Source organism: Planktosalinus sp., from assembly GCF_059864935.1.
In genome coordinates this window covers 1-6,867 of the sequence record NZ_JCBCCK010000107.1, presented here as the reverse complement: position 1 = coordinate 6,867, position 6,867 = coordinate 1, and the positions used below count along the sequence as shown (strand labels likewise).

Sequence of the window (6,867 nt, the reverse complement as noted above, 5' to 3'; positions counted from 1 at the left end):
CGAATTTGCAAGCCGGGAAGCCCTGGACTATTGGCAAAACGTCGATTTATACATCGGCGGCAGCGAGCACGCCACCGGACACTTACTTTACAGCCGTTTCTGGACGAAGTTTTTATACGACCGCGGGTTTTTAAAAGTGGACGAGCCTTTTAAAAAGTTGATTAACCAAGGGATGATTTTGGGGGAGAGTGCTTTTGTGAGTAGGTTAGGATTTGTATTTGAATATAAAAATAGTGATGACCTAATTGAAGACACTCCAACCTCTTCAGAATATTACCCAACTATTTTTGTTTCAAATAATCTATCTGAAGAAAACATCATAAAAAAATTGTGTGTAATTATAAATGAAAATAAGGTTTTCGAAACACTAAATAAACAGATAAATTCTGGTCTGTTTAAAACTTTACCTAAAGTTTTTACTTATAAGATTAATGCAGATGTCTCATTTGTTAATATTTCAAATGAACTTGACTTAGAAGCATTTAAAGCGTGGCGCCTTGAGTTTAAAGATTCTCATTTCATCACAGAGAATGACGGTACATTTAAAGTAGGTCGCGAAGTCGAAAAAATGTCCAAGTCCAAATACAACGTCGTCAACCCCGATGACATTTGCGACCAATATGGTGCCGACACCTTGCGTATGTATGAAATGTTCCTCGGTCCGCTGGAGCAGGCCAAACCCTGGAATATGGCGGGTATTACAGGAGTGCACAGCTTTTTGAAAAAGTTTTGGAAATTGTATCATAATGCCCCCTCTAACTCCCCCGAAGGGGGAGAACCCGGTACGTTTTACGTTTCTGACTCCCCTCCTTCGGAGGGGCTGGGGGAGGCTCTTAAAACCCTGCACAAAACCATTAAAAAAGTAGAGGAAGACATTGAGAACTTTAGTTTTAATACTTCGGTCTCCACTTTTATGATTGCGGTGAATGAATTGACGACACACAAGTGTAACTCACGCGAAGTGCTGGAACCTTTGTTGGTGTTGATTTCGCCTTATGCACCGCATATCGCAGAAGAATTGTGGAGCAAATTGGGTCATACAGAAAGTATTTCGACAGCTGCTTTTCCTGAATTTGATGCTTCCTATTTGGTTGAAAGCACCAAGGAGTATCCCATTTCGTTTAACGGGAAAATGCGCTTTACAATGGAATTACCCTTGGATTTGAGTGCCGCTGAGATTGAAAAAGCTGTGATGGCAAACGAAAAAACCCAACAATACCTTGAAGGACGCACACCCAAAAAAGTGATTGTGGTGCCCGGGAAGATTGTGAATATTGTGGGATAATATTTCTGGTTTCTGGTTTCAAGTTTCAGGTTCTAGTTCAAAATTTGGATTTTGAGTTTTTGAAATACAATTTCTTTAGCCCCGATTGAAGCGGTATCCCCGAACGGTAAGTGAGGGATATAGCCGGAAAGCGGGAAACAGCTCCAATTAAATAATAAAATACAAGACGAATTGTCACTCATAAAAATCGGTTAAGTTAGACTCTACAATTAATAAAAATCTGTAAATTAGCAGAATGGATACAACTCTTTTAAATAGGATCACCATTAATCCGGATATCTGCAACGGTAAACCTGTTGTGAGAAACCTGCGTATTACTGTGGAAACCATTCTTCAGTATCTTTCTGCTGGCGATTCTACCGAAGAAATTTTGGAAGCATATCCTTTTTTGGAAAAAGAAGACATTCAGGCCTGTATTTATTTCGCACTGAAAGGCTTGTCAACAAACAAAAATGAATTTCAATTGGTCAGTTGATGCGGTTTCTTGTAGATGTAAATTTACCAAAACACTTTTCTTTTTTTAACTCTCCCGATTTCCTGTTTGTTAGTGACATAAATAGTTCTGCAACAGATACTTTTATTTGGAAATATGCATTTGAACACCAATAGGTTATTGTCACAAAAGACACCGATTTTTATACTAAGTTTTTACTGGAAATAGAAGCGCCAAAAATTATTCATATCAAATTGGGAAATTGTTCATTAAAAGAGTTGCACGCCCATTTTGAAAGTCATTGGTTGACTTGTATAGAACACATCTCTTCTTCAAACTTTGTTATCCTGGAAGAGACAAAAATTGAAGTCATCAAATAAGCATAAGACGATTTGTCACTCACCAAAATCGGCAAGATTTTTGCTAAATATGAAGTCGATTAATTTTAAAATAGAAAGACAATGTTAGGATATTATTTATTGGCTGCCGTAATATTTGGCGTAAGCTTGTATGTAAGCAACCGCTTAAAGAGCAAGTTTAAAAAATACTCAAAAGTCCATTTGCAGAATGGCATGAGTGGTAAAGAAATAGCAGAAAAAATGCTTGCCGATCACGGGATTCGTGATGTTCAGGTGATTTCCACTCCCGGTCAACTTACTGACCATTACAACCCATTAAAGAAAACTGTTAACCTGAGTGAAGGTGTTTATATGCAACGCAATGCCGCTGCTGCTGCAGTGGCCGCTCACGAAGTGGGTCACGCCGTGCAACACGCACAAGCCTATTCGTGGCTGGATATGCGTTCCAAACTGGTTCCTGTGGTAAGTGTGGCTTCTCAATATTCTCAGTGGGTGATTTTGGGTGGTTTGATATTGGCTGCAGGTTCGGCTTTTGGACAAACCCTCTTGTTAATCGGTATCATTATGTACGGTCTGGGAACACTTTTCAGTTTTATCACTCTTCCTGTAGAATATGATGCGAGTAATCGTGCATTGGCATGGATGACCAATAAAAACATGCTCACCCAGCAAGAACATGCAGGGGCTAAAGATTCGTTGAAATGGGCGGCGCGTACTTATGTGGTGGCAGCCGTGGGTTCACTGGCAACCTTGCTTTATTTTATTATGATTTATCTCGGAAGGGAATAAACAGAAAAAAACCAAAAACTTCAAGCACCAAACTCCAATTTGGTGCTTTTTTATTTCATAAATGCTTTGATGACTTCGGCTAAACGAGTTATTGGTGCTTTTTCGATGGGATGTGGAACATCTTGTAAAATTAAAAGCTCTGAATTTGGAAGCCAGTTTGCAACCTCGCCGGTTTCCTCAATGCTCACCATTTTGTCAGCATTGCCAACGGCCAATTTGACCGGTGTGTGAATGTTTTGAAAATCTTTGACCGTGAGCGGTGGGTTTTCTCCCATATTTAGCATCATTTTGGAAGTTTCCTCCATCAATAATTTCCACGAATTGGGGGCGTGACGTTCCTGAAGTGCTTTCGCAAAAGCGGGTATTTTTTCCTCAATAATTTTTGAGTCCAGCATTTTGACTTCATGCCCTGCTAATTCAGGCGACCACCTGAATTTTGTGGCCAGTGTAAAGATTTTATCAAAGGTATGAAGCTGTTTATTTGCCAAAAACAAAGCGACATATCCACCCATGCTATATCCGAAAACACAGACATTTTTCAGTTTGTGATCTGATATGTATTGATGAACTTCGTCGGCAAATTGCTGAATTGTAAATGCTTCTGAAAATGGCTCACCACCATGGCCACTGAAATTTAAATTATGCACTTCAAAACTGTCTTTCAATGCCTCTGCCAGTGGCTGTAGCTGGTCTTTTGCCCCAATTGCACCGTGGAGTAGTAAGAGGGTTTTCATCTGTTCTTTTATATCTGTTTTTTAGTGGTCAGATGTAATGCCCAAAACATAATACCAGTTGTATAGATAAATACGCTAAAAGGCATTTCATTAGCCTTCCATGTTATCAGGATTGTAACCAATATACTCTTTTTCATATTCATTAAACACAATTCCAAACTCTTCAAGCTCTTTTAAAATGGGGGTATACACTTCTTTGTTAATAGGAAGTTGTACACCGGGAGTTGTGATTTCGCCATTCAAAATTTTGAGTGTGGCAATAGCAACAGGTAACCCAACTGTTTTGGCCATAGCGGTAAAAATTTGGTCATCGCCTAAAATTACCATATTGGAATCAATTTGGTGTTTCTCTCCATTGAGTTCATAGCCAAATTTATGATACATAACAATCATATCTTTATCCTTGGGTTCAAGTGTCCATTTGTCTGTCAGGATTTTTTGAAGGCACTCGGCAGGTGTGGCATTTTTTAGACCTATTTTTTTTGTTGGGTTGAAAATATCCAACTCAACTAGCTTCTCCCACATCACATCATCCTGATCGATATTGAGGTTGTGACGCAGTTTCAGTTCAACAGAATCTGTGGGCGAATAGGGCAAAAACAAATTGACAAAATCACGGTAATTCATGGTTTCTGTGTCCTGAAGGCGGTAAGAGTCATCAGTCATTCCCAGTTGCACAAACATATTCCACGCCTTACTGAATCCTACCCTTCTGATAGTGCCGCGATAAATAGTGAGTACATCTTGAAGTCCGTACACCTCGCGGTATTTTAGAGAATTCCTATTGGCATAACCTTCAAATCTTCCGTAGCCTTCAACATTTAAAAACTCGGTGCGCCTGAACAGTCTGTGATAAGGAATATACTTGTATTTTCCTTCCTGAATAAATTCTGCTGCTCCCCCCTGTCCTGCTACAACAACATTTCTCGGGTTCCACGTGAATTTATAATTCCAAAGATTATTATCACTTTCAGGGGCGACAAGACCCCCGGTAAACGATTCAAAAAGCAACATTTTACCTCCTTTTTCGCGAATGCGGTCTATCACCTGCATGGCACTCATATGGTCAATGCCGGGGTCAACACCAATTTCGTTCATAAATACAAGGCCTTTAGATTTTACCCGGCTATCCAGATTAAGCATTTCGTCACTGATGTATGAAGCTGTGACCAGGTTTTTTCCAAACTCCAGACAATCCTTGGCCACTTCAATATGATATCTCGCCGGAAGCATAGAAATAACAATATCTGCATCACTCACATATTCCCTGCGTTGTTTGTCATTAAAAACATCCAGCACTACCGCTTTGGCATTGGGATGTTTATTGATCAAAGAAATGGCCGCTTTAATATCGACATCGCCGATGGTTAAAAACAAATCCTCTTCATCAGACTTGTCAAGCAGGTATTTAATTAAACTGCTTGATGACCTTCCTGCTCCTATTATTAAGATATTCCTCATTGTATTTTCGTAAATTTGTATGCTAATTTTGTAGGTTACGAATGTACTAAATTGTAAACGTTTCAAAAAAGAACTATGCATAAAATAACAGTGATTTGGGGAGTAATTTTTGCAGCTTTGGCTGTGGTGTTTGGAGCTTTTGGTGCACATACTTTAAAGTCAGCTATTTCTGCTGATGCACTTGCAACATTTGAGGTGGGGGTTAGGTATCAAATGTATCATGCTTTGGCGCTGTTAGCCATTGGTTTATCCGGTGCTGTTTCTAAAACAATTCAAAAAAATACAACTTTATTTTTTATAATTGGTATAGTGCTTTTTTCAGGGTCCATTTATTTGCTTTCGTTAAAGGAAGTGCTTCCTTTTAACCCCGGGGTAATCGGTTTTATCACCCCATTTGGTGGTACATTTTTTATTATTGGCTGGGTTTATTTTCTTATTCAATTGATTAAGTTAAAGTCAGAATAAATCTTATTTTTTTAGACACTTTCTCCATAAATATTTTTTACTTTTGTACCCCACAACAATCACTTAAATATAAGTTATGGTCAATAGTAGCCAAGCAACTAAATCGATTTTGTTAGAACAATACGGAATCAAAAACGCAAAAGTTAACTACCAACTCTCTCCGGACGAACTCCACAAAATCACTATCGAAAAAGGCCAAGGCGTTGAAGCCAATTCAGGTGCACTGGCAGTCAATACCGGTGAATTTACAGGCCGTTCGCCAAAAGACAGGTTTATTGTTAAAGATGATATAACCCGTGACAAAGTTTGGTGGGGAAACATCAACATTCCGTTTCCAACAGATAAGTTTGATAAGCTTTATGATAAAATCACCGATTATTTATCAGAAAAAGAAGTGTTTGTAAGAGACAGCTATGCCTGTGCTCACGACGATTTGAGATTGAACATTCGTGTGATTAATGAACATCCTTGGACAAACCTTTTTGCATACAATATGTTTCTTCGTCCAGAAGAAAATGAGTTGGAAAACTTTAGTCCAGATTGGTTAGTCATTAATGTTCCTAGTTTTTTGGCCGATGCAGATGAAGACGGTACGCGCCAACACAATTTTGCCATTCTTAACTTTACTAAAAAAATTGCCTTAATTGGTGGAACAGGTTATACCGGCGAAATTAAAAAAGGGATTTTCTCTGCTTTGAATTTTATACTCCCTGTTGACAAAAACACTTTACCGATGCATTGTTCAGCTAATGTGGGTGAAGATGGTGAAACGGCTATTTTCTTCGGCCTTTCCGGAACAGGAAAAACCACCCTTTCTGCAGACCCCAACCGAAAATTGATTGGTGACGATGAACACGGCTGGACAGAAGACAACAAAATATTCAATTTTGAAGGCGGCTGTTATGCCAAAGTAATTAACCTTACTGAAGAACAAGAGCCAGATATTTACAGAGCCATCAAAAAAGGAGCGATTCTAGAGAATGTGATAATGAATGATAAAGGTGAAGTTGATTTTAAAGACATTACCATCACACAAAACACCCGCGTGAGTTATCCCATTTATCACATTGACAATATTCAAACCCCTTCCATTGCCGAAAACCCAAAAAATATATTTTTCCTTACAGCAGATGCTTTTGGCGTGTTGCCTCCCATCTCAAAATTAACTCCGGGACAGGCTGCATATCATTTTATTAGCGGTTATACAGCTAAGGTAGCAGGAACCGAAGCCGGAGTGGATGAACCTACACCCAACTTCTCAGCCTGTTTTGGAGCACCGTTTATGCCGTTACATCCCACCAAATATGCCGAAATGCTTAGCAAAAAAATGAAAGATGCCGG

General features: G+C 39.1%; 8 protein-coding genes. 6 read left to right on the top strand and 2 right to left on the bottom strand.

What is annotated here, in order from left to right; all coding sequences use genetic code 11:
- The 4 genes from AC6F75_RS04640 to AC6F75_RS04625 form a co-directional block, all read left to right on the top strand.
- Positions 1-1,285: class I tRNA ligase family protein (locus AC6F75_RS04640; RefSeq protein ID WP_500713778.1), on the top strand; the 1,285-nt coding region annotated here is incomplete at its 5' end.
- A gap of 235 nt (positions 1,286-1,520) precedes the next feature.
- Positions 1,521-1,760, top strand: a complete 240-nt coding sequence (locus AC6F75_RS04635; RefSeq protein WP_500713777.1) for a DUF433 domain-containing protein — start codon at positions 1,521-1,523, stop codon at positions 1,758-1,760.
- 137 nt (positions 1,761-1,897) lie between these two features.
- On the top strand, positions 1,898-2,098 hold the full coding sequence (locus tag AC6F75_RS04630; protein ID WP_500713779.1) for a DUF5615 family PIN-like protein: 201 nt from the start codon (positions 1,898-1,900) through the stop codon (positions 2,096-2,098).
- An 81-nt stretch (positions 2,099-2,179) separates the two neighbouring features.
- The gene (locus AC6F75_RS04625) at positions 2,180-2,866 is read left to right on the top strand and encodes a zinc metallopeptidase (protein ID WP_500713776.1); all 687 of its coding nucleotides are present in this window, start codon (positions 2,180-2,182) and stop codon (positions 2,864-2,866) included.
- A gap of 50 nt (positions 2,867-2,916) precedes the next feature.
- Here the strand turns inward: AC6F75_RS04625 and AC6F75_RS04620 are convergent, their stop codons facing one another.
- Together AC6F75_RS04620 and AC6F75_RS04615 are read right to left on the bottom strand one after the other, a co-directional pair.
- Complete coding sequence (locus AC6F75_RS04620) at positions 2,917-3,600, bottom strand: alpha/beta fold hydrolase (RefSeq protein WP_500713775.1); 684 nt, start codon at positions 3,598-3,600, stop codon at positions 2,917-2,919.
- Positions 3,601-3,690: 90 nt separating this feature from the next.
- Positions 3,691-5,061, bottom strand: coding sequence for a saccharopine dehydrogenase C-terminal domain-containing protein (locus tag AC6F75_RS04615; protein WP_500713774.1), 1,371 nt, complete (start codon positions 5,059-5,061; stop codon positions 3,691-3,693).
- A gap of 75 nt (positions 5,062-5,136) precedes the next feature.
- Between AC6F75_RS04615 and AC6F75_RS04610 the strand changes: the two genes are divergently transcribed.
- Both AC6F75_RS04610 and pckA read left to right on the top strand, forming a co-directional pair.
- Positions 5,137-5,526, top strand: coding sequence for a DUF423 domain-containing protein (locus tag AC6F75_RS04610; RefSeq protein WP_500713773.1), 390 nt, complete (start codon positions 5,137-5,139; stop codon positions 5,524-5,526).
- Positions 5,527-5,602: 76 nt separating this feature from the next.
- Positions 5,603-6,867: phosphoenolpyruvate carboxykinase (ATP) (pckA, locus tag AC6F75_RS04605; protein ID WP_500713772.1), on the top strand; the 1,265-nt coding region annotated here is incomplete at its 3' end.